This window comes from Rhodococcus oxybenzonivorans (assembly GCF_003130705.1).
GTDB classification, from domain to species: Bacteria; Actinomycetota; Actinomycetes; order Mycobacteriales; family Mycobacteriaceae; genus Rhodococcus_F; species Rhodococcus_F oxybenzonivorans.
In genome coordinates, this window is the sequence record NZ_CP021354.1 from 4637953 (window position 1) to 4659087 (window position 21135).

At 65.3% G+C, this 21135-nt stretch carries 22 protein-coding genes and 1 pseudogene; 6 read left to right on the forward strand and 17 right to left on the reverse strand.

Annotated features, from left to right (window positions below):
• Window positions 1–100: 100 nt before the first annotated feature.
• Both CBI38_RS21770 and CBI38_RS21775 read right to left on the reverse strand, forming a co-directional pair.
• Window positions 101–307, reverse strand: a complete 207-nt coding sequence (locus CBI38_RS21770) for a hypothetical protein (protein WP_109332112.1) — start codon at window positions 305–307, stop codon at window positions 101–103.
• Between the two features lie 637 nt (window positions 308–944).
• Complete coding sequence (locus tag CBI38_RS21775) at window positions 945–1616, reverse strand: RBBP9/YdeN family alpha/beta hydrolase (RefSeq protein WP_230989916.1); 672 nt, start codon at window positions 1614–1616, stop codon at window positions 945–947.
• A gap of 77 nt (window positions 1617–1693) precedes the next feature.
• Here CBI38_RS21775 and CBI38_RS21780 point away from each other — a divergent pair, with 77 nt between their 5' ends.
• Window positions 1694–2077, forward strand: a complete 384-nt coding sequence (locus CBI38_RS21780) for a MerR family transcriptional regulator (RefSeq protein WP_230989917.1) — start codon at window positions 1694–1696, stop codon at window positions 2075–2077.
• A gap of 121 nt (window positions 2078–2198) precedes the next feature.
• Here CBI38_RS21780 and CBI38_RS21785 read toward each other — a convergent pair whose 3' ends face one another.
• Window positions 2199–2753, reverse strand: coding sequence for a TetR/AcrR family transcriptional regulator (locus tag CBI38_RS21785; protein WP_109332114.1), 555 nt, complete (start codon window positions 2751–2753; stop codon window positions 2199–2201).
• 131 nt (window positions 2754–2884) lie between these two features.
• On the opposite strand from CBI38_RS21785, the gene CBI38_RS21790 reads away from it, so the two are divergent.
• From CBI38_RS21790 to CBI38_RS21810, 3 genes are all read left to right on the forward strand, one after another.
• Window positions 2885–3814: an alpha/beta hydrolase gene (locus tag CBI38_RS21790; protein ID WP_109332115.1), complete on the forward strand. Its 930-nt coding sequence runs from the start codon at window positions 2885–2887 to the stop codon at window positions 3812–3814.
• Between the two features lie 896 nt (window positions 3815–4710).
• Entirely contained in the window at window positions 4711–5031 is a 321-nt protein-coding gene (locus CBI38_RS21800; protein WP_109332116.1) for a hypothetical protein, read from the forward strand.
• A 581-nt stretch (window positions 5032–5612) separates the two neighbouring features.
• Window positions 5613–5801, forward strand: a complete 189-nt coding sequence (locus CBI38_RS21810; RefSeq protein ID WP_109332122.1) for a hypothetical protein — start codon at window positions 5613–5615, stop codon at window positions 5799–5801.
• Between the two features lie 421 nt (window positions 5802–6222).
• On the opposite strand, the gene CBI38_RS21815 is transcribed toward CBI38_RS21810, so the two are convergent.
• Window positions 6223–6963 (reverse strand): SDR family oxidoreductase, encoded by a 741-nt coding sequence (locus tag CBI38_RS21815; protein WP_109335264.1) that lies wholly within the window; start codon window positions 6961–6963, stop codon window positions 6223–6225.
• 116 nt (window positions 6964–7079) lie between these two features.
• On the opposite strand from CBI38_RS21815, the gene CBI38_RS21820 reads away from it, so the two are divergent.
• Window positions 7080–8012: an AraC family transcriptional regulator gene (locus CBI38_RS21820; RefSeq protein ID WP_109332123.1), complete on the forward strand. Its 933-nt coding sequence runs from the start codon at window positions 7080–7082 to the stop codon at window positions 8010–8012.
• A 227-nt stretch (window positions 8013–8239) separates the two neighbouring features.
• On the opposite strand, the gene CBI38_RS39210 is transcribed toward CBI38_RS21820, so the two are convergent.
• From CBI38_RS39210 to CBI38_RS21885, 13 genes and pseudogenes are all read right to left on the reverse strand, one after another.
• A complete protein-coding gene (locus CBI38_RS39210) occupies window positions 8240–8461 on the reverse strand; it encodes a 2Fe-2S iron-sulfur cluster-binding protein (protein ID WP_418328350.1) in 222 nt (73 codons plus the stop codon).
• Between the two features lie 80 nt (window positions 8462–8541).
• A pseudogene (locus CBI38_RS40610) lies at window positions 8542–8625 on the reverse strand (2Fe-2S iron-sulfur cluster-binding protein); the annotation flags it as partial.
• Window positions 8626–8832: 207 nt separating this feature from the next.
• On the reverse strand, window positions 8833–9468 hold the full coding sequence (locus tag CBI38_RS21830) for a cysteine hydrolase family protein (RefSeq protein ID WP_109332124.1): 636 nt from the start codon (window positions 9466–9468) through the stop codon (window positions 8833–8835).
• A 54-nt stretch (window positions 9469–9522) separates the two neighbouring features.
• Window positions 9523–11049 (reverse strand): permease, encoded by a 1527-nt coding sequence (locus tag CBI38_RS21835; RefSeq protein WP_109332125.1) that lies wholly within the window; start codon window positions 11047–11049, stop codon window positions 9523–9525.
• Between the two features lie 997 nt (window positions 11050–12046).
• Window positions 12047–12322 carry a hypothetical protein gene (locus CBI38_RS21845; protein ID WP_109332126.1) on the reverse strand — a complete coding sequence of 92 codons (276 nt, stop codon included), beginning with the start codon at window positions 12320–12322 and terminating at the stop codon, window positions 12047–12049.
• An 88-nt stretch (window positions 12323–12410) separates the two neighbouring features.
• Window positions 12411–12851: a RidA family protein gene (locus CBI38_RS21850; protein WP_109332129.1), complete on the reverse strand. Its 441-nt coding sequence runs from the start codon at window positions 12849–12851 to the stop codon at window positions 12411–12413.
• Window positions 12844–14436 (reverse strand): gamma-glutamyltransferase family protein, encoded by a 1593-nt coding sequence (locus tag CBI38_RS21855; RefSeq protein WP_109332130.1) that lies wholly within the window; start codon window positions 14434–14436, stop codon window positions 12844–12846. Before CBI38_RS21855 ends, CBI38_RS21850 begins: the two co-directional genes overlap by 8 nt.
• Window positions 14433–14795, reverse strand: a complete 363-nt coding sequence (locus CBI38_RS21860) for a Rieske (2Fe-2S) protein (protein ID WP_005245019.1) — start codon at window positions 14793–14795, stop codon at window positions 14433–14435. Before CBI38_RS21860 ends, CBI38_RS21855 begins: the two co-directional genes overlap by 4 nt.
• Before the next feature lie 29 nt (window positions 14796–14824).
• Window positions 14825–16267, reverse strand: a complete 1443-nt coding sequence (locus CBI38_RS21865) for an aldehyde dehydrogenase family protein (protein WP_109332131.1) — start codon at window positions 16265–16267, stop codon at window positions 14825–14827.
• Window positions 16264–17502, reverse strand: a complete 1239-nt coding sequence (locus CBI38_RS21870) for an NAD(P)/FAD-dependent oxidoreductase (protein ID WP_109332132.1) — start codon at window positions 17500–17502, stop codon at window positions 16264–16266. The genes CBI38_RS21865 and CBI38_RS21870 overlap by 4 nt, the downstream gene beginning before the upstream one ends.
• A gap of 16 nt (window positions 17503–17518) precedes the next feature.
• Window positions 17519–17875, reverse strand: coding sequence for a Rieske (2Fe-2S) protein (locus CBI38_RS21875; protein WP_005245022.1), 357 nt, complete (start codon window positions 17873–17875; stop codon window positions 17519–17521).
• Window positions 17876–17943: 68 nt separating this feature from the next.
• Window positions 17944–18663: a TenA family transcriptional regulator gene (locus tag CBI38_RS21880; RefSeq protein WP_009477440.1), complete on the reverse strand. Its 720-nt coding sequence runs from the start codon at window positions 18661–18663 to the stop codon at window positions 17944–17946.
• Window positions 18664–18815: 152 nt separating this feature from the next.
• Window positions 18816–19262 carry a GlcG/HbpS family heme-binding protein gene (locus CBI38_RS21885; RefSeq protein WP_105419547.1) on the reverse strand — a complete coding sequence of 149 codons (447 nt, stop codon included), beginning with the start codon at window positions 19260–19262 and terminating at the stop codon, window positions 18816–18818.
• A gap of 178 nt (window positions 19263–19440) precedes the next feature.
• On the opposite strand from CBI38_RS21885, the gene CBI38_RS21890 reads away from it, so the two are divergent.
• The gene (locus CBI38_RS21890) at window positions 19441–21132 is read left to right on the forward strand and encodes a PucR family transcriptional regulator (protein WP_109332135.1); all 1692 of its coding nucleotides are present in this window, start codon (window positions 19441–19443) and stop codon (window positions 21130–21132) included.
• The last annotated feature ends 3 nt before the right edge of the window (window positions 21133–21135 follow it).

Here is a 21135-nt window from a genome sequence, read left to right on the forward strand (position 1 = left end):
GACCTGCACGGAAATACCCCCGCAGCCTCGAGGGGTCTGCGGGGGTATTCCTCTGCAACCAGGGTTGGGGCCCTTACCAGCCTCCGACCCGGGCGCGGGTCTATTCGGCGAGTTTCGCGACTGCCTGCGCCCAGAGGAAGAACTTGTTGGTACCCAGATCCGCGACGGTCTTGATGTTGAACGCCGCCTTCAGGTGTTCGGCGTCGGACTCGCTCACCCCCTTGAGCGCGGCGACCGGGGCCTGGGCGAGTTCCTCGATCGGACGGGTTTCGTAGGCCTTGTCGAACTTCGACGCGATACCTGCCATGTGCTGACCTCCACTACTCGTTTTGGTTCCATGGTCGAGCCGCCGCCGTTGCGCCGACCCGTAGTCCAGTTAATCCGCTCCCGCCCCCGAGCGCACGACTTCGGACACGACGAGTCCCCCCGCGGCCGGACACCAATCCAAGGTGCGCCGGCCACCAAAGGAATCAGCAACCACCAGGTCGCGCGTCTTGCTGATTGTTTCCACTCAGGCATTAGCCAGTCGAAAATATCCGATGCGCGTGCTGCCGCGTGATCTCGGACGGCAATCCTCCGCGACAGCCAGACCCTCCAGCCGCCTGACCCCTTCGGCCGGACGGTCCCTCACACCGCAAACCTCACAGCAATGGGTGGTGAACGGCTGATCACTGGTTATCCGTTCTCGACACCCACCCCGAACAGATATTCGCGAGCTCGAGGGTGTGAATCGCAGAGACGATTGGCGGAGTTCTCGCAGGGCTATATGGCGGCTCGCGCTCAGTTGCGTCCGTTTGAGGATCGTCGAGCGGGACAGGATTACCGCCGTAGTGGGCGATTCACGACGTGAGGCAGCGATCCCACACGGAATGTCCACCGACTGGTGAGGGGATGACTCTCTGTACTTCGATGTCGCCCGTGCAGTGGTGGTCAGTTCGGACATGTCACGCGGTCATTGCGTCGGCGATCTGAGCGCGACCGTTGACCGTCGGCCGCGGTAGAGCGGGTTGCGCGGTGAGCTGGCCGCATGCCCTCCGGTGGTGAGGCGTTGAGGAATCGGCTGGGGTACTAGCGGTCAGCGCCTTCTCGAGGACCTCGGGCACTGCGGTAACCCCGTCCGCGGCAAGGAAGTGCCCCGCGCCTGTAACCACCTGCGGAGTTGCCATCAACTGGTGGGCCAGTCGATCGGTGTGGTCCGTCGGAACGTAGGGGTCGTCGTCGGAGCGGATCACGGTCAGTCGGCCGATACGACCCGGAATGGAACTCACATCACAGCCTTCCCCGATGTAGTCGTCCAGGTTCGGCAGCGCGGGGAGCGGGTCGAGGAATCCCGCGACCAGGATCAGCGTGCCCAGACGCCACGGTTCCTGCTGAGCCGCCAGGTAGCGAAGGACGGTCAGGCATCCGAGGCTGTGAGCGATGAGGATGGTGTCCTCGTCCGGAACGCCGATTTGCTGCGCGGCATTCAGCCAACTTTTCGGATCCGGCGCCTCCGGGTCCGGAAGTGCTGGAACCAGTGTAGGAATGCCAGCGGCTTCGAGGTGCTCAGCGAGCCAGCCGAACCAGTGGTCGGACGGAGTCGCGGCGTAACCGTGGATGATGATTGCGCGGGCCATTGTTGGTCTTGTAGTCACGTTCTGCGACGCTAACGGTTCACGCCAGTGTGAAGGTCAAGGCGACGAGGAGGGAAACGGTGCTCATCGGGGAGTTCGCGCACCGGACGGGGGTAAGCGCTCGGGCCCTGCGACACTACGAGGATCAGGGACTACTCGAACCGGTCCGGGACACCAATGGGTACCGGCATTACGACGTTTCAGATGTGACCGTCGTCGAGCAGATCCAGGCCATGATCTCTGCTGGTCTGGGCACCACTATGATTCGACGCTATCTGGACTGTGCCCGTACTGGTGTCCACGGGACGTCTCTGGAATTGTGCCCCGACTTGAGGTCCGAACTTGACCGCATCGCGGCACGCCTGGCCCGGCAACAGGCTGCCGTGGCCGCTACCCGCCAACGCTTGGCCGAGTTGACGGGCACACAGCTCGTCACTGATGGACGGGCAGACACTCTCGGGTGAGTGCGTCGGGTTAGTAGCGTGCCCCGCACGGGAACCGTCACTGGGGCGAGATCGACGTCCCAGCGCATGTCGGCAGTGGTCGGCTACCGTCCCGAAAGCGGATCGGCTTGCGGAACGCATCTCACTGCGGCGTCGGTGTACCAACCGTACGGAAAAGTAGGTCAAGTATCGCGCGCTTCTCACGATGCGTTTGCGGGTGAGTCAACATGCTCTCGACGACGAAGATGCTCACGCGTGTCATCGGCTCGATATCGGCCGCAGGCGTACCCAAACGCGTCAGTTCACGTGAAACCCACCCTTCCCACGTGGAGTGAAAACGGTTGTGCCACTCGTCGATCTGACGTGATATCGAGGTTCTGGCATGGACGGTGTCGACCAGACGGTGATACCTCTCGAGTTCGCCCACCGCCCACAGCAGCTGCTCACCGAGCGGCACCTGATTCAGAGTGGCGAATCGAGTAAGGGTTTCGCTGTGGACTTCGTCGAGTACGCCGATGAGCAACTCGTCCTTGTCGCGAAAATACCAGTAGATGGTGTTGGTGGTCACCCCAGCGGCGGCAGCGATCCGCCCCATCGACGTGTTGTCGTAGCCATCGTCGACGAACAGCGCTGTCGCTGCTGCGACGATCTCGGACCGCTTCTCGGCTCGATCGACAGGACGGCGATTGCGTGGCATAGGGAAACCATATCTTGAATGGCATTCAAGGCGATGCTAGCCTTCCCTTGAATGCCAATCAAGAAAACGCCGTGCCCATCGCCTGCCAGGGCATCAGGGCGTGCCCCACCGACACGAGAGACAACAACAACGTGACCACCAGTGACGATGCCCAGTACTCACGCGACGACGAATGGTTCGACTCGGAGGGCCTCCGTTGCGCGGTAGCGGTATTCCGTCCGGCTGCTACCACAGCCGACACGCCTGCAGTGGTCATGGCCCACGGATTCGGCACGCCACGCGCGGTCCGCCTCTACGCGTATGCCGATGTGTTCGCCCGAGCCGGCTACACGGTGATCGTCTTCGACTACCGCCACTTCGGTGAAAGCGAGGGCGAGCCGCGCCAACTCCTCGACATCTCGAAGCAGCACCAGGACTGGCGCAACGCTGTGGCCTACGCCCGATCACTCGACGGTGTCGATTCCCGCCGCATCGTCGGTTGGGGTACCTCGTTCGCAGGCGGTCACGTGCTCGCGCTGGCAGGAACGGGCGAGGACTTCGCTGCCGTCATCGCCCAGGTCCCACATGTGGACGGGTTCGCTGCCGTCCGAGCAACCGGGCTTCGGAATGCGCTGCGTATCATGCCATCGGCCATTGCCGATCAGGCGCGAGCACTACTGAAGCGATCACCTCGCTACATCAACTCCGTAGGCCGACCAGGTGATCCGGCGGTCATGACCTCCCCCGACGCCATGGATGGGCGCACCCGAATGCTCGCTGCATCCGGCCTGAAGGACGGCGACTACCTCGAAACCGTCGCTGCCCGGATTCTGCTCCGTATCGGCCTCTACTCCCCCGGCCGCACCGCTGCGGCGATCCAGTGTCCGACACTGATTCAAATCATGGAAGACGACGCAGTTACCCCCGCTGCGGTCGCCATCAAGACAGCACGGAAGATCCCCGACGCAACCGTGCACATCCACCAGGGCGGCCACTTCGACCCCTACACCGAACCGAAATTCCCCATCATCGTCGACGAGCAACTGTCATTCCTCAGGCGAACAGTTCCGCTCGCGCCATAAATCAACCGCTTGCCCTTCGTCCCCTGAAAAACCGCACTGACGCTGACGCAGATCATCTGCGCGTCCGCTAGCCGAACCACCAGCGAGACGGAGATCGGGGCCTAGGGCGAGATCAGCGGCAATCAGTGCCTGTCTCGAATGCGGATCCCTGACCGGTCAGCGATGGGTCTTCAGGCGGCCGCTGGTGCCCCGACGGGCCTTCAGCCCTCAAATACTGAGCCATTCGTCGTCCCGGTTCGGGATTGCTGTCAAAGGCTGCCGATCACTCTTTGGCTACCTTTGTCGGACCAGACCGCGACGACATCGACGAGTCGAGGGTCATGAATCCACCGGTATCGCCCCACGGCCACGCGACATGAGCCCGGGCCACCTGGTCTTGAACGAGGTCAGCAATGCAGACAACGATGTGGTCGCGGGTGTAGTCGTGCCGCAGCATGCACGACTCGATCTGACCGCTGGGTTCCCCTGGTTCTGGGTGGCGTCCCCGCCACGTGCCTCGCGGTAGCCGCCGCGGTGGGTGCTTTCACCGCCTTACCCCAGGCCATGACCGGCTTGAAGAGTTTCTGGTGGGATCTGTCTGCCCCGGACACCGTTCCGACTATGCAGTTTCTGTCGAGTAAGCAGTACCACCGGGCGGTCACCGTGGGGAGGGCGAGGCAGTTGCTCCCGGTGGTAACCGCTGCGGGGATTGTCTGGTGCGTCTGGCATGGCGTCGAGGACGCGTGTGAGGCTCTCCCAGCCATTCAGTTCGCGGCCCAGCGCGACGGCCGACGCCGCACCGCTGACGGATCCGGTTACGGTTCCCCGTCGAGAGCTCAGTGTCGGCACGAGTCACTGCGAACTGTTGGGCAACGGAAACGTCAGATCCGTTAGCGGGCGCATGTGAAGATGCGTTCATGAGTACTGGGGATCACGACGAGCCCGCAGGCGACAGTCGACCGACGGCTGATGATGGGCCGTTCACGTTGACTGTCGATGGCGAGGTTTTCACGGTGACGCTACGTCCAGAGGAACCAGGCGCCTGCGACTATGACTGGGAATCCGGACCGAACAAGGGGTACGGGTTCTCCAGCTTTCAACGCGTAGCCTATTCCAGCGTTCAGGACCGAGCGAACGCTCCATCCACGTTCCAGCCGAACACGATTGACGAGCATCGCGAGTCGATCCGCGACTTCCTCAGTCAGATCAATCCTGAGACTGGCTACCTCGGCGACTAAGACTCTCCCGCGCGGCACACGGGGTGCCGGGTTGAGACCGTTCGCTGATTCCGCTCCCGGGAACCGCGCTCGGAACCTCGAGGCATCACTGTCAGCTTCATTCACCGCGAGGTCTTACAGTCTGGTGAGTATTGAGAATGATCCTCAGCGACTCGCCGAAAGGCGCATGAGCGGCAACAACGAGGCCTCGACCCGACACACGGGGTCGACGAGAGCGTTTTGGGCGGGCCCATTGGCCGGCCATGGTTCGGTGTTGTGGCTACTCGATGTCGGGCGCCCTGTTCTCGTGCGCCGAGCAGGAGACGGTTCGACCAGCACGCACACCGTGCCGGGGCGCGATTCGCCGCTCGGGGATCGTGGGTTACACACCACGCCGGCTTCACGCCGACGGCTCCGGTTGCTGGATCGTGGGGGCCGACGGAATCGCACACTGCGACCACGCCGGTACCGTCACGATCGTCGACTCCGCCCCGTCTCGGCGTCGGCATCGGCATCGGCACTGACGGATGGCGTGCTGGCCACCGCGGCACCGACACCTCGGGACGCAAGCAGTTCCCTGGTGCTGCGGACGATGAGCGGGCGTGGACGCCACCGTTGATGTGCCGGCGGACATCGTGACGGTCAGCCCGGGTGCGGGCGGCTTTCTCCTGTTCATGCGCACCGGAGCCCAGGGCACGATAGTCGCGCAGAATCAGTGTGGGTCGTGGTGCGCGCGAGTTCGCCTCGACGGTGCACTCGAACTCGGAACGGCCTGGCCACGCCCGTTCTGAAACTCCGGTGACACCGCGCTGGTGGATGTGGGGCGCCACTGGCCGTCGGCCGGTCGGAAACGCGCGGGCAGCTACTCGACGAGGAACTGCGCCCCAGCGCCTCGGTACCATTTACCTTCGGCATTCCCGCCGTGGACGACCTACTCAGGGACCTGGCTGGTGATGCGTTCGAGAGCATTGGTGGGTGTGGTCACCTGAGTAGGGCCCCAGTTCGGCCACTGATCGTCATGAATTCCGGCCCCGGCGCGCAAGCTGCGCAATCTGCTCGACGAACGGCTCAGATCGAGGCCAGGTGAGCGAAAGTACCGCTACACCAACCATTTTCACACTCCGGCCAGATTGCGTCGTGCCTGCGCTGAATAAGGTGCGTGGGGCCGGTCCGGTGGTCCATCCCCGGCCCCGGCCCACTACTCGCGGTCGGTCAGCGTGCCTGGGCCAGCGCGACGGCGTCCGGGCCGGCCGGGAAGCGCAGGGTGCCTGTGGTGTCGTGTACCGCACGCCAGACCGCCTCGGCCACGTCGAGAGGCGTGGTGACGTTACCCTGCACGCTGAAGGCCTCCAGGATTGGAGTGGCGAATCCGGCGTACGTTGTGGGGAGAAATTCGCCGATGTCGCCGCCGTTTGCCGTGAACTGCGTCGTGGGGCAGTAGCCGGGCTGGACGAGCTTGGCTTGGACATCGAACGCCGCGAGCTCGAGTGCCAGCGACGCTGTAAAGCCCTCGACGGCCATTTTGCTCGCCTTGTACATCGCCGTGAGCGGCATGGCGCCCAGGACGACGCTGGAGCTGACGTTGACCACAACACCTGAGCGCCGTTGGCGGAACTGGGGGATAACCGCCTTAGTTGTGGCCATGACGGCGAAGGTGTTCGTCTCGAACAACTCGCGGGCCTTCTCCACCGGAGTGGCCTCGACGACACCGATCGACCCAATTCCTGCGTTGTTGACCAGGACGTCGATGGGGCCCGCCTCGGCGAACGCGGCCGCGATGCTGTCGGCGTCCGTCACGTCGAGCTGCAGGACGTTGACGCGGCCGGATGCGGGAAGGATGCCCTCGCGAGGTGTGCGCATCGTGGCGATGACATTCCACCCGTGCGAGTAAAAGTAGCGAGCGGTCTCGAGGCCGTATCCGGAAGAGGCCCCGGTGATCAGAATTGTTTTCATGTCTTCGAAACTAGACCCATCGAACAGGACCATCTATAGTCATGAGTCCATATTATTTTACTGACAGTCCGGTTTTGCGTTGACGCGATGAAGCCGCACTTTCACAGGAGATCCTCATGGCTGATCCTCTCTCCGAGGTAGTGCAGATGCTCCGGCCGCACGGGGTGTTCTCCAAGCGCATCTCGGGAGCCGGCGCGTGGGGCGTCCGGTACACCGCATTCGGCCAGCCCGGGTTCTCCGTCGTACTGGAGGGCAGCTGCCGACTGGCGGTGGCCAATGAGCCGGAGATCGTCCTCGAGCAAGGCGATTTTGTGTTGCTGCCCACAACTCCGGCGTTCGACCTCACGGGTTTTCACGACGTGGAGCCCCTCCTGATAGACCCACGCGAGATGACCGGCGACGACATCGATGTGGACTACTCGGACGGCCAGGCGCCCGAGGTCCGTATTTTGGGGGGCAGTTTCGTGTTCGACTCGCCGGACGCGGCCCTCTTGAGTTCTTTGCTCCCGTCGGTCGTGCACGTGCGTGGTGTCGAACGCTTCGAGCCGCTGGTCTCCCTGGTGGCCGACGAAGCCCTGCACGACAGACCGGGGCGCGAGCTGGTGCTGGCCCGTCTCGTCGAAGTACTCCTCGTCGAAGCACTGCGGACGTCGGTCACCCGACAGACACCGCCCGGGCTGCTCCGCGGCCTGGCGGACCGCAAGCTCGCCCCAGCCGTCCACCAGATGCACCAGCACGTCGACAAGCCATGGACGGTCGCGCAATTGAGCGTGATCGCGACGTTGTCGCGATCAGCGTTCTTCGACAGGTTCACCCGACATGTCGGGATGCCTCCCATGGAGTACTTGATGGCCTGGCGGATGGCGGTGGCCCGCGATCTCCTCCGGCATGACGACCTAGGAATAGACGAGGTAGGCCGTCGAGTCGGCTACGGCTCGGCCAGCGCTTTCAGCACCGCCTTCAGTAGGTACACGGGCGAATCCCCAAGTAGCTACGCGCGCAGAATATCTCACACCCAGTCGGCACCACCCAGATTGAAGGCAGGCTGAGCTTGTCGCCTAACTCGGGCGACGACCGCGGCGTTGAGTCAGTCCATGCGGTCACATCGGATCCTGACCGGTCCGCGGATCTCGGGCAACGCGAGAAGCGCGTCGTCCGCCATCAATTCGCGACAGACTCCCGTGCACACACCCATTAGTTCCGGTTCGATAGGAGGTTCGACGTGCCGATACATCAGGTGTGCGGCAGGTACCACCCGAAACCCCGCGCCGGCTGATCAGCTGTCATCGTCTCGGTCTGCATTACGGAGGGCGGTTCCGGCAGCGACAATATTCTGATACCCCGTGCATCGACACAGGTTACCTGCTTGCGCCGTTGCCAAATCCGCGTCGTCCATGTTCGAAGAAGCGACTGTGCACAACACAGTCCCGGCAAGGCAGAATCCGCACTGAAACGCCTTGGCATCCCAAATTTCTTTTGGACAGGATGCAATTCGGATCCATCCGCAAGGCTCTCGATGGTTGCGATCGACCGGCCGGCAGCCCTACCAGTCGGCACGAGGCACGACTTGAAGGGCTGTCCATCGATGAGCACGGTGCACGCGCCGCAGTCTCCGTTTCGGCAGCCGATGTGCGTCCCGGTCAGGTGGAGTTCCTGACGCAATATGTCGACCAGCGGAACGTAGATTCAGCCTCGAACCGTTGATCACGGTGGGCACACCATCATTTGATCATGCATCGAGATTGCCTTCTTCCAGAGCGCTGTTGATGGCGCGGACAGCGCTTGGCCGAGATCGAGAGCGACGTAGTTCCAGGCTCGCCCCGCGGATCGGTCAGGGCCCGGTGTACCGGTCGGCGATGCTTCAGCCGTTCACGATCCCGGGAGTGCGGTCCAGAACGACTCGAGCTTCTCGGCGGTGATCACGGTACCGAAGTTCTGTGCGACGACGGACACCGAAGCGTCGTGGGCTGTTTGGCTGTAGGTGGCAGCGCAGTCTTCGACGAGCGAGACCCAGTATTCGTGAAACAGCGCGCTACGCAGACTCGACTCGACACACACCTCGGTGGCGACGCCCGTGAAGAGCAGGGAATCGATGCCGAGGGAACGCAGGGTGAGGTCGAGGTTGGTGCCGACGAATGCGCTGAACCGGTTCTTCGTGATCACCACGTCGCCTTCCTGTGGAACGGCGGCGTAGTAGTCTGCCCCGGGTGTTCCTGTGCGGCAGGTAATTCCGGTGCGTGCCGCGTCCGGCCCCTCGCCCACGCGGTCGAGCCACTGGGGTGTATCGGTGGTTTCGTCGTGCAGGGTACGTACAAAGATCACCCGGACCCCGGCCGTACGCGCGGACGCGACGAGACGGGCCAGTCGCGGAGCCATCGCCACGGGGGCGGTCACGTCGAAGCCCCTCTGTGCCAGCGACCCGTCGGGAGAGCAGAAATCGTTTTGCATGTCGATGACGATCAGTGCGCACCGGGCGGGGTCGTAGCGGAACGGGACCGAGCTCATTCGTTTGTCCTTCCATGTCGGGGTTGTGCGGAAACCGTGTTCGGCGATAAGCCGCTACCAGATGACGACGGCGGCTCCGGTAGCCAGCAGCAGTCCGGCCATCACCGGGACGACGAGGTGGCGGACCAGTTCGGCAACCGGTATCCGGCAGAATCCGGCGACCACCACCAGTGACGACCAGATCACGAGAGTTCCCCCGCCCGTCCATGTGGCGCCGTTCTGGGCGATGGCCGCCAATGTAGCGGTGTCCATCCCGGACTGCGGGGCCAGCGCGGCAGCCAGCCCACCGGTGAGGGGTAGACCGGCCCACCCCGAACCGTCGAGACCGACCGCCATACCGATAAAGAGCATGCTGAACGCGACGAATACGCCGTTGTCGGGGATGTACGGCTGCACGCGTTCCACGGTGTCGAAGAGGAAGGCCGGACCGGTGGCGTCGTCGTCGAGGCCGAGAATGGCGCCCGAATAATCGGGAATGCCGATGTACACGAAACCTGCGACGGGAAGGATGATGCCCATCGCCTTGAAGGAGTACGACAGACCGTCGATGAAGTGGGTGGCGCAGAATTCGAGAGCCTCGGATCGTCGTGACGTGACGGTCACGAGTGCCATCAGGATGATTGCCGTGCCTCCCACCAGGGACGCGCCGCCACCGTCCTCCCAGGGGACGACATCGGTGAATCGACCGACCAACATGTAAATCAGGACGGCGAGGAACGCGGCGGGCACGCCGATCGCCCACGCACGGGTCAGTGTCGGGCGATCCGTGATTCTCGTTCCGTCGTCCTCGAAGCCGGGCAGTTCCTCGTCGAGCACGTCCGTGACGGTAGGTGAGACCGCGACGTCCGGGCTCGGTGAGCAACCGGCGGACGTGCCACCGGGCGTGCCACCGACACCACCGGGGGGATGCACGGTTCCGCCGATCGGGTCGGCGTCCGGAACTGCGTCCGTGCGCATCCTGCGGCGGACGGTCAGGAAGTAGGCGAGCACCGCCGCGGTGACACCGACGATCAATGAGATCACCAGGGCACGGTCGGCGATGTCGTCGGCGGGAACTCCTGCGCCGCTCGCGGAAATCGACGGCGCAAGACCGATCACGTAGTCGGAGGCGATCGACATCCCCTGGCCGGAGATCGCGAGAACCACCGCGGCACCGAGCGGCGGCAGACCTACCTTGATCGCGGCAGGAAGTAGGACCGCACCGATCAGGGCCAGTGCCGGGGTCGGCCAGAAGAACAGCGAGAGAAAATAGGTGAAGACGAACAATACGATGTACGCGACGCGACCATTGACCATCCACCGACTGACGGGGCGCACCATCACCTCATCGGAACCGATGGCCCGCATCGCCGCGAGCATCGAGGTCACCGCGGCGATGACGATGAATATCTCGAACAGTGCGGTGCCGGAGGTGATGGTGGCCCGGAACACTGACATGACGGCATTCGGGACGCTGCCGCTGTACGCCAGTGCCGTGGCAAATGTCGCGAGTACCGCCGGGATCATGACGTTCTTGCGTAGTGCCATGGCCACGATCAGAGAAGTAAGGCCGATTAAGAAGACGATCTGCGCTGCACCCACGTGCGACTCCTTGTATCGAACTACCTGCGGCGAGTACCTCGGAAGTGTGCGGGTGAGGACGGCCGAGTAGCGACGATTGTCGGGTCGCGACGCGGGGCGGCGCAGCCCGGTTGTCGCATGATCTTGGCCTGCCCTTGCCGTGCCGTCAACGTCAAAGTGACTATCCGAGCGTCCCGTTCGATGTGCAAGGTGCGCAGAAAATGGCAACCGTATTTCGGCTTCGGTCGGTCGTGTGAACGCTTAGAGTGTTCTGCGGCTTCGTGGGTCGGCGTCGACGGCGAGTTCGTGAGCCAGGCGGTGCCCCCTCGTGGTCCGGAAGGCACACGAGGTGCCGCCCGTGTCCGAGGAAGAGGGGCGTCCCCGGACACCGGGGCGTCCTGTCCGAGCAGCGGCGGATGGCCTCCCGGCCGAGGGGTGACCCGTCAGGGGGCCCGGCTGCCGTGGGGCTGCCATGGAACCGTTGTTTGCGGCACGAGCGGGCGAATCTTCGGTCGGCGCTGGAGTCCTGCCTGTCTACCACTGGGGAGGCCCGAACCGGTCTTCGGATAGCGGGTGCGTTGTGGTTCTTCATGGAACGCGAATGGCCTGCTGCGCGACGGGTCGCACTGGCTGAGCCGAGCCTTGGAGGCCGACCGGCGGCCGAGCAGCGAGAGGGCGAAAGCGCTCTGGGTGCGCTTGGAAAGCTATGTTCAGGGCGACAGCCCGACCTCCCAGCAGTTTGCTGGAATGCAGCGCCGTCGCGGAAGCGATCGGTGATCGGACCGCCCAGGCGTTTGCAGTTCAGCTCCGGGGCGCGGCGGAGATGTTCGGAAACGGAAGTCTCGACGTCGCACTGGAGTACCTGACTGCCGGCATGGCACTTCACGCCGTGGGAGCGTCGTCGGTCGGTCCTGGTTTATTCGCAAGCTTGGGGTGATCGCTAGGTCGTCAGAGATGCTGCTGACTGCTATGCGTTTGGAACGGATTAGACGGGTGAACCTCATGAGTTCCTTCTCGTTCAATGACCGAGTCTCAGAACCTTTGATTGGGGCCCGACGAGAAGGGAGGCATTCTGTAACGTTTCGCGATCCATCACGACATTGGAACCTTCGGCCACGAACTTCAACGTATCCGAGATGCGCACTCCGATCAGAACTGCGGAATTGAGACTGCCGCGGGTGCTGATTGCCGCGGCAAAAAGCTCGGGTTTGATCAGAAGGCACTTTGCCAAGATGACACGCTCGCGGCTCGCCGCGAACAGGTTCGTTTGGTTCAGCGTCGCTTCTGCATACATCACCTCGTCGATTTTCGGGTGCGGAAGATCGTCTTCGTCAAGTCGGCGTCCTTCAGAGTGGTGCCCGCACAAGTTGACTCCGGCGGGTCTATGCAGAAACAGCCACTGTGAGCTCTATCTCCACGGGTGCGCCGGACGGCAGGGCGTAGACGCCGATCGCGCTGCGCACCGGCAGCGCGTCGACCCCGAGGCATTCGACCAGCACGTCCGACGCGCCGTCGGCCACCGCGGACAGCTCACGGAAGTCCGGGGCACACGCGACGAAGACGCTCATGCGCAGGCACCGGGAGATCGCCGCCGTGCCGCCGACGGCCGCGGCTATCGCGGCGATCGCATTCCTCGCCGCCACCCCGGCCGCCTCCCGGGCCCGCGGGATGTCCAGGTCCCGTCCGACGACGCCGGTAACCGTGAGCACTCCGTCGTGGCGTGGCGTCATCCCGGCGCTGTACGCGATCCCGTCGTGCACGACAGCGGGAATGTAGCGGCCCTGCGGCCGTGGGGCGGTGGCGACGGATTCCTGCTCAGACACCGAGTGCTATTCCTTCCTGGCGGGGGTCGGCGGCGCCGGACAGCAGGCCGCGCGCTGCGTCGAGGGAGATGATCTGGGCGCTTCCACCGGCGGCCCACGGACCCTGCAGTGCGACGTCGTGACCCAGGCGCTCCAACTCCGTGCGCACGTCCTCCGGAATGCGGGACTCGCACCGCAGTTCCGCCGGGCGGCCGACCACGTCGGCGTCGCTGCCGGGGAAGACCGTGAAGCGGGGTGCCGCGACGGCCTCCGCCGGGTCGAGTCCGTGATCGAGGAGGTGCGAGATCAGTTGCATGTTCCATTGCACCTGCCCGTCCCCGCCCGGGGTGTTTCCGACGTGCAGGAGATTCCCGGACGTATCGGTGATCACCCACGCGTTCAGGGTGTGCAGCGGTTTACGCCGCGGCGCCGCGGCGTTGGGATGCCCCGGGATCAGATAGGCCCCGCGGCCGAATCGGTTGTTCAGCACCACTCCGGTGCCGGGGACGGTCATCTTGGCGCCGAACGTGAAGGCGAGCGAGTGGATGAAACTGACCGCGCGACCGTCGGAGTCCACCGCGACGGTCGAGGTGGTGTCACCGGCGCTCACGCTGAAGGCGCCCGACGACGCCCGGCGGCCGTCCAGCCGGTCTCTCGCCGCCCCGATCGCGGCCGGCTCGAGCACGGCCCGCCACCCGTCGTTGCCGGCGCCGCAGGTCGCGAACCGATCCTCGAAGGCCAGACGGGCTGCTCTCGCCATGCGATCGACGGCCGGAGCGGTGAGCCACGGGGAGAAGCCGACGACGCCGTCGTTCAGCGCCGCCTGCTGCAGCACCATCCATCCAGGGGTGGGCAGGGGTGTCTGGTGAACGACCGCGCCGGCGTAGTTTCCGCTGATCGCGGCCTCCGGTCGCACGTCGGCGCCTGCCGCCCACTCGTCCCCGCCGAACGGCGCCCCACCGGCGCAGAGCGCGTCGACCGCCTGCTGAGCGAACGGGCCGGTGTAGAAACTGTGCACGTCGCGCGCCAGTGCCTCGATGGTCCGGGCCAGGTCGCGCTGCGGCAGCCGCTCCCCGACCTGCGGCAACCGGCCGTCCGGGAGGTACACCGCACGCAGTCCGGGGTCGGCGGCGATCGCGGTCTGCGCCTCTCGCACGTCGTCGCGGGTCTTGGCCGAGCAGGGAAGCCCCTTCTCCGCCGCGCGCACCGCCGGTGCCCAGAGGTCCGTCAGCGACCGGGTGGCGCCACCCGCGTGCAACGCGCCGAGGGCGGCCGGCGCCCCGGGAACCGCCACCGCCAGCGCCCCGTCGAGGGGAATCGACCGCAGCCCACGTTCGGTGTAGAAGTCCACGTCACCGCCGTCGGGCCCGAAGCCGCTGCCCCCGACCGTCCACACCGATCCGTCCGGTTCGCGGACGACGACGAACGCGTCACCGCCGATTCCGCATTGCCCCGGCAACGTCAGCCAGGTCATCGCGGCCATGGCCACCGTCGCGTCGATGGCGTTGCCTCCGTCGGCCAGAACGCGGGCACCTACCGTGCTCGCCGCGGGATGACTGGACGAGACCATGCCGTCGGCGGAGAGAGTGGACGGTCGGGGGTTCACTTCATGCACCCCCGCGCGGCCCGCCGGCGCGGGATGGAACTGGTGTCGTCGGGGTCGATGCCGACGAAGATCTCGCCGTCACGTTCCTCGACCGGGTAGGTCTTGATGGCCACAGTCGCCGGTGGGCACACGGGTTCCCCGGTCTCGAGATCGAATACGCTTCCGTGGCAGGAGCATCCGATGCCATCGTCGACGAGTTTCCCGGACGAGAGCAGGCAGTCCAGATGTGTGCAGTAGTTGGACGTGGCGTAGGCCTTCCCGTTCAGGCGGGCCACGGCGAACTCGTGTTCACCGGCGAAGAAGCGGCGCACGATGCCTTCGGAAACCTGTCCGGAGCGCGCAACGCGAGTGAATTCCATGGTCTTCTCCCTCTGTCGACAGGTAGGTCTCAGGCCGAAGGGCTGAGGTAGACGGTCTTTTCGGCTTGGTAGAACTGCATCATCGAGTCACCCGCCTGCTCCTTGTGGGTCTGCGTGCTCGAGGCCTTGTATCCGCCGAACGGGGCGTTCATGCTCATGCCGGTGGTGGGCTGGTTGATCTTCACCAGGCCCGATTCGGAACGGCCCGCGAACGCGAGTGCCTTGGTCACGTCGTTGGTGACGATTCCCGCGCTGAGCCCGAATTCGGTGTCGTTCGCGAGCGCGACGGCATCGTCGAAGCCGGACGCCCGCAGGAAGACCAGCAGTGGTCCGAACACTTCGTCCGTGACCACCCGCATGTCAGGGCTGCCACCGGCGAACACGGTCGGAGCAGCGAAATAGCCGTTCCCCCTGTCGAGACTTGCTCCGCCGCAGACCAGTTCGGCTCCTTCGTCGCGGCCGATCTGCACGTACTCGAGGAACTTGGCGAGCTGCGCCTTGCTCGCGAGAGCTCCCATGCCCACACCCGGTTCGGCGCCCGGGCCGACGGTGATCCCTTCGGCGAGTTCCACCACGCGGTCCAGCAACCGGTCGTGGATCTCGTCCACCGCGATCACCCGGCTGGTGCCCGTGCACGCCTGCCCGGACAATCCGAAGGCGCCCTTGACGATCAGTGCGGCCGCCTTGTCCACGTCGGCGTCGCCGAGGACCACGACGGGGTTCTTGCCGCCCATCTCGAGCTGGCTGCGGCGAGACGGACCCACCGCCGCGTGGATCGCACGGCCCACGTGGGTGGAGCCGGTGAACGTCACGGCATCGACGCGCTCGTCCGCCGCGACCGCGCCGCCGGCGCGACCGGAACCTTGGACCAGGGCGAGGGCACCGGCCGGAAGCCCCCCGGCCAGCAGCGCCTCGACCAGCCGCTGTCCCATCAGCGGGGTGAGTTCGGACGGTTTGAGCACCACGACATTGCCGGCAGCCAGCGCCGGTCCGAGTTTGCGCGACGGAATGTTGAGCGGGAAGTTCCAGGGGGTGATCGCCCCGACGATTCCGACGGGTTCGCGCAGGGTGATGACGAGTCCCTCCCCCGGGGTGGGGTACGTGCTGCCGGTGGTGCGGAGCGCTTCACCGGCGTAGAAGCGCAGGTTCATCGGTGTGCGACCGACTTCCATGGTCGCCTCGGCCCGGGTCTTGCCCTCCTCGCGGACGAGTTCGTCGACGAGTTCGCCTGCCCGCGCCTCGAGGTGTGCGGCCGCGGCTTCCAGGATTGCCGCGCGGCGTTCCGGGGGCGTCGCGGCCCACTGCGGTGCCACCTTGGCCAGCGCGCTGACGGCGGCATCCACGTCGGCCTCGGTCGAATCCGGGAACACGCCGATCACATCGTCGTGGTCGGCGGGGTTGCGCCGCTCGAACGTCGCTCCGGAAGACGACGGAACCCACTGCCCGTCAATGAGATTGAGTCCCTCGATCATGACACCGTCACCAATTCCTCGTCGTCGTCCATCAGGTCGAACAGGTCGACGTCCTCGTCCGCCAACCGGGCAGGCGCGATCGACCGGCCGATCAGTTCTCGGGCCGCGCTGATCTCGTCGCCGCGGTCGAGCGTGAAGGCGCCGCGCACGACACCGCTGTCCAGATAGAAGGCGGTGAACTCGCCGTCGTCGGCGCTGCCGCGAAACACCAGGTCGGTGTAGCGGGCCGCGCCGGTGAACTGGATGTTCTTGCCGAACTGATCGGACCAGAACCAGTGCGCGGGGTCCACCACCCCGACGCGTCCGAGCATGAGGTTCGCGGTCGCCGCCCCCTGCTTGCTCGCATTGTCGAAGTGTTCGACGCGAACGTGCCTGCCTGCCGCGTCGGAGAATCGCGCTGCCACGTCGCCGGCGGCGTAGACGTGTGGAGTCGACGTCCGCCCCTGCGCATCCACGAGGATTCCGCCGTCGACGGCCAGTCCGGAGGCCTGCGCGACCTCGACGTTGGGGACGATCCCGATGCCCACCACCACGACGTCGGCCGAAATCACCTCTCCGCCCTCGAGGGCGATGAGCACGCCGTCCGGCCTGGTCGTCACGGTGTCGACCCGGACGCCGCCGCGGACGGTGACTCCGTTCTCCCGTTGCAATCGAGTGCAGACCTCGCCCATCTCGGGTCCGAGGATTCGAGCGAGTGGCACCTGGTCCGCTTCGAGAACGGTCACCTCGGCGCCCAGGGCTGTTGCAGTGGCGGCAATTTCGAGTCCGACGAACCCTCCGCCGATCAGCACCAGACCGACGCCGGGACGAAGGTGGGCGGCGAGCCGTTCGGCGTCGTCGATCGTCCTCAGGTAGTGCACCCGTTTGGGCGCAGGCCCGTTCACCGGCATCGTGCGCGGTCTGCCGCCGGTCGCGATCAGTACTGCGTCAGCCGCGATGCTTCGCCCGTCGGACAATTCGACCGAACCACCGCTCGCGTCGATCCGGGTCACCGTCGTGCCGGTGAGGAGCTCGACGTTCTGCTTGTCTCGCCACGCGTCGGGAAGCAGCATCAACGACTCGCGATCCTCCTGCCCGGCAAGGAATTCCTTGGACAGCGGTGGCCGCTGATACGGCGCGTGCGACTCGTCGCCGACGAGGAGGATCCTGCCGTCGAACCCTCGGCGTCGCAGTGTGCGCGCCGCGACGGCAGCGGTCTGGCCGGCGCCGATGGTGACGATGGTGTTCAACGTCATGGGGTCACTCGCTCTCTCAGTCGACTTCGGCCGGCGAAGTCGCGGTCTCGGCGTAATCGGGGCTGCGGGTGAGATCCACGTAGACGACGTCGTCCTCGACCTTCACCGCGTAGGTCGGCTGGCACAGGTCCTGGTCTTCCTCGTAGCCGGTGTCGAGGTCGAACGCCCACTGGTGGCCTGGGCAGATGACCCGCCCGTGCAGCAGGGTGCCTTTCGCCAGTGACCGATCCTGATGGATGCACAGATCACGAAAGGCGTAGATCCGGTCGTCGGCCTGGAACAGGGCGACCGCGGTGTCCCCGACCTCGACGCGAAGTTTCCGGCGGCGGCCGAGCTCACGCACGGTGACCAGCCGGGTCCAGTTCGTCTCCATCGTTCTCTCCTGTCGGGCGAGATGCCTGCGTCGGGAGGGGCCCGATGCGGGCCCCTCCCTGCGCACGGTCAGGCGGTCGCGAGCTCGAGGTCGGTTGCCACGTACGTGTCGTAGAGCCCCTTCGTGTACGAGAAGCGCATCTCGGCTCCCCACTGCACGAGTTGCAGGCAACGCTGCTGCAGCTGCGGGGTATCGGCGTGGTCGAGCACGATCTGGTATCCACGCTCACCGTGCACGACGTCCGACGTGATGTGCAGGTCGAAGAATTCGATCTCGTCCTCGGTGAACCCGTACACCTCACGCAGAGGAACGATCTGCTTCTTGTAGATGCTCGGTACCTGCGACTCGAGTCCGACGACGAGTGCGGCGGTGGCCACGACGAAGTGTTCACGCTGCGACACCGCGTAGCACCAGGACTGCAGACCGCGGGTGATCGCGTTCATGTTCGACGGGTCCTCGACGCGTTCCTTCGTGGTGCCGCACGCCTCGGCGAACTTGATGAGGAGGTCGGTGTGCCGGATGTCGGCCAATTCCTCCTCGTACATGTTCTGGAGGGTGAAATCCTTTGCATTGGTGAAGGTGTCGGGGGTATTCGAGTAGATGTTCGCAAGGTAGTCGGCGAAGGGGCCGACGTAGTGGTAGTGGTTCTCCGCCCACCGCGCGAAATGGTGCTTCTCGAGCTTGCCCTCGGCCCACGCCTTGCTGAAAGACGCGTTCTTCGCCTCGCGGCCCTTGATGGCGTTCTCCAGAGCTGCGCGGAAATCGTCCCTGCCTAGAAGTTCGGTCATGATGTGCCTCGTCTTCCTCGAGTATGAGATTGGTTGGGGATGCTCCGACTGGAGTGAATTCGACGTTATCGACTCGCGGTCTACCCGACCACGGTCGAAGTGACTGCGTTGGAACGGTTTCGATGTGCACGTTGTCGGCACATCGTGGACGTTCAGCTGGGTACTGCGGCGAGGGCTTCGAACTCGGCCAGCATCGCAGCTCCAACCGCCTTGTCCTGCTTGCCGTTTCCGCCGCTGATGCCGACGCCGCCGACGATCTGTCCGTCGAAGACGAGGGGGAATCCGCCGACGAACACCGCGAACTTGCCCGGCAGCATCTGGCTGATGCCGAATGCCTCGTTCCCGGGCAACGCGGGACCGTCGGGAGCCTCGTTGAACAGGTGCGTTGCCCGCTCGTGGCCGGCGGCGGTGAACGCTTTCGCGATCGCGATGTCGACGCCGGTGAGGCGCGCTCCGGGCAGTCGGTGCAGGGCCAGCACGTTGCCGCCGTCGTCGCAGACGCACAGGGTCTGCTTGACGCCGATTTCCTCGGCCTTCGCGCGTCCCGCGGCGAGCAGTGGAAGTGCGTCGTCGAGGGTGATTCGGTGAACCTGATGCATTGTCTTCTCCGTTGCGTATTCGGGAGGAAGTGATGCACCGATTTCTATCACCGTCATCGCCGGTGGAACCATGGTCAAACTATCCGGCAATCTCGGCGAAATCAGGGCATAGTGCATAGGCAGTGCGGGTGTGCGCTCCGCCATACTGCACTTTTCGACTACCCGAGGAGGGTCCGCAGTGGACGACACCACGACACCGGCCGCAGAGGACGAGCGACTGTCGTTACGCGGCCTGCTGGAAGAGCCCCTGCTCGCGTCGGCCCGGCTGCTGTCCGGCACGGACGCCCTGAGCGGTCCGGTGACGTGGTGCCTGCCGTGGGGTGAGGTGATGAGCAGGCCCGATTCCCTCGCCGAGGTCGCTGTGTACACCCGACCGGAAACCCTGTCCTCGCACGGACGTGAACTCGAATCACTGGTGGCGCGGGGAGCCGGGGTCCTTCTCGTCGACGGGTCGGCGCCCGCGGGCACGGCCTGGCCGACCGGACTCACGGTCGTGGAGCTGGGTTTTCCCGTCGGGTTCACCGCACTCAACCGGCTCCTCGCCGAGCGCGCTCTCACCCAGGAAGCACACGTGATGCGCTATGCCGTCACCGTGCACCAGTCGCTTGCGGGATTGCTGCACCGCGGCGCGGGCCTGCCGATGCTGATCCGCGAGGTCGCGACGCTGACCTCGGACGTCGCAGTCGCCTTGGACGTCCGCGGACGCCTCCTCGCGCACGCCGGCCTCCCGGACGTCGAGGACGCGGGCACCGGCGCCCTGCTGGAGGCTCTCGCGGACGCCCTGCCGCGCCTCGAGGAATCACCACCGGCACGGATGCACAACGTTCACGTATTCCGCCTGGAGCATCCGGAGGGACTGTTCGCGCCCACGACGGCAGTCGCCGGGGCCATGCAACTCGCCGGCCGCTACGAGGGCTGGATCGTGGTCGTCGACCCCGGGGCGAACCCTCGCAGACACGACATCGCACAGCACCGGGTGGTCGTCGAACAGGCCGGAACGATCATCGGCACCGAGATGCTCCGGCAGCGGAGCGTGGACGAGGCCGAGGAGCGGGCGCGCGGAGACTTCGTCCAGGCCCTCGTGCACGGCAACTTCGCCAACGACCACGACCTGCGTACCCGGGCCGCGCTGCACGAGATCGATCTGGACCTGCACTACATCGTGTTCGTCGCTCCCGGTCTCGTCGACCGGGCGTCGGGACGGCCCGGCGCGAGCATGGTCCGGCTGGCACGGTACGCCGCCGGCGTCCTGCCGCGTCTGGGCGTACGTTCACACGTCACCGTCATCGGCGACGTGCTCGTGGTGATCCGATCGTTGAGCTCCGTCGACACGCCGGGTGTCGAATCCGAGATCAGCGAGTACGCGCACGCCATGTCGCTCGATCTCGAAACCCGTTTGGGTCAGCGGATTCCGGTGGCCCACGGACGTCCCGCGGCGGGCGCCCGCGATATCGGCGAGAGCTACCGCGAGGCCCGCATCACCCTGGGCATCGCCCAGCGGCTCGGACTGTCCGGTTCGGTGGCCTACAACGACCTGCGCGGGTTCAGTGTGCTCGCCCGCGCCACCGACACCGACGAGAGCCGACGGCTCATCCGTGACGTCCTGGGTCCCCTTCGGGCGTCGAGTTCGCATGCCGACACCGAGGAGTTGCTGTTCGCCTACCTCGAGGAGGGCGGCAACATCAACGCCGCCGCACGGCGCCTCCGGATCCACCGGAACACGATGATCGCCAAGCTCGACCGCACGTCACGGCTCATCGGAATGGACATCCGGGAACCCGAGAACCAGTTCACGCTGTGGCTGGCTCTCCGTCTCGATCTGCTCTCCCAGGTGCAGGACACCGTCAACCACGAGATCGTGACCCGCTAGCCC